Origin of the sequence: Paractinoplanes hotanensis (assembly GCF_023717965.1) — a bacterium.
Taxonomy (GTDB): domain Bacteria; phylum Actinomycetota; class Actinomycetes; order Mycobacteriales; family Micromonosporaceae; genus Actinoplanes; species Actinoplanes polyasparticus.
In genome coordinates, this window is the sequence record NZ_JAMQOL010000124.1 from 1 (window position 1) to 1,239 (window position 1,239).

1 protein-coding gene is annotated in these 1,239 nt (G+C 68.4%); it reads right to left on the minus strand.

The features are described 5' to 3' along the window. Positions 1-32 precede the first annotated feature (32 nt). Positions 33-1,217: an ISAs1 family transposase gene (locus LXN57_RS48735; RefSeq protein WP_251804959.1), complete on the minus strand. Its 1,185-nt coding sequence runs from the start codon at positions 1,215-1,217 to the stop codon at positions 33-35. Positions 1,218-1,239 lie beyond the last annotated feature (22 nt).

Consider the following 1,239-nt stretch of genomic DNA (forward strand, 5'->3'; position numbering starts at 1 on the left):
CAGGGCGTTCGCAAGGTCGAGATATGACCGTTTTAAGTGAGTCCAAGGAGTTGCAGGGATCGGTGGGGGTCTCGGCTGTTGCGGCGTAAGGCTGGTGCGATCGAGGTGACGCCGTTCAGGCGGAGAAGGCTGATCGCGGTGTTGCGCAGGGTGGCCAGTACTCGGGGTGCGTTGCCGGAACGCAAGCGGCTGGCGTCCTCGCGGTAGGTGGTGTCCCTGATGTGGTGGAGAACCTCGATGGCCCAGTGTCCGCGTAGCCAGTCGGTCAGCTCATCGGGGCCGGCCTGAGCGGCGCCGAGGTTGGTGATGGCGTACACCGTGACGGTGGACCAGCGGTCGGTGGCCGCGTTGTAGCGGCGGCGCCGGATCCGTAGCGCCTGCACGGCGTACGGAAAGTCCAGCGCCAATGCTCCGAGGCAGGTGACGGCCTGCAACTGGCGGATGTCGTAGCGGCCGTGTCCACGATCGCGGGTCTCGTCCAGCGCCGCGATCTTCGCCCAGGGCAGAGCTTTGACCTGCCGATACAGTCGTGGCTGGTTACGTTTGACGACGAACACGTAGCCGGCGTTCTTCTCCTCGACCAGCCAGCGGGCATGCTCCCGCTGGGTATGCAACGCGTCCGCGGTGATGATCGCACCGGCCAGGTCCAGACCGTCCAGCAGCGGCACGAACCGGCTGATCTCGTTCGTCTTGCCGTCAACGTCGATCTGCGCCAGGACGATCCGTTCGGCCTGGTCCAACGCGGCCAGCAGATGCACCTGCGCACCGGCCGGGCCACTGCCGCGCAAAGTCTTGCCGTCGACCGCGATCACCCGCCGGCCCGTCCCGGTCAGACCCGCCCGGCCGAGCAGCCAGCGGCACACCGCGGCATCGAGGGCGTCGGCGTCGATACCGGTCAGCACCCGCGACAGGGTGCTGTCATCCGGCACCCGCCGCACGCCGGTGAACGCGTCGCGGGTGGCGCCGAGACGGTCCCACACCCCGTCCGGCAGGTCGGCGGCCCACTCGACGATCTCCACGACCCGGCTGGATCCCGAGACCACCGCCGCGATCGCGATCGCGAGCAGTCCCGGCAGTGGATGGATCCGGCCGCGCGCGTCTCGCGGGTCCGGAACCCGGGCCAGGGCCTGCAACAACCCCGGCGTGTCCTGTTCCGACAGCGGCGACACGCCGGACAGACGTGCGGACAGCCCGCCGATCAACGATGATGCTTCCACGAACGCGGTCCTTCTCGATCAT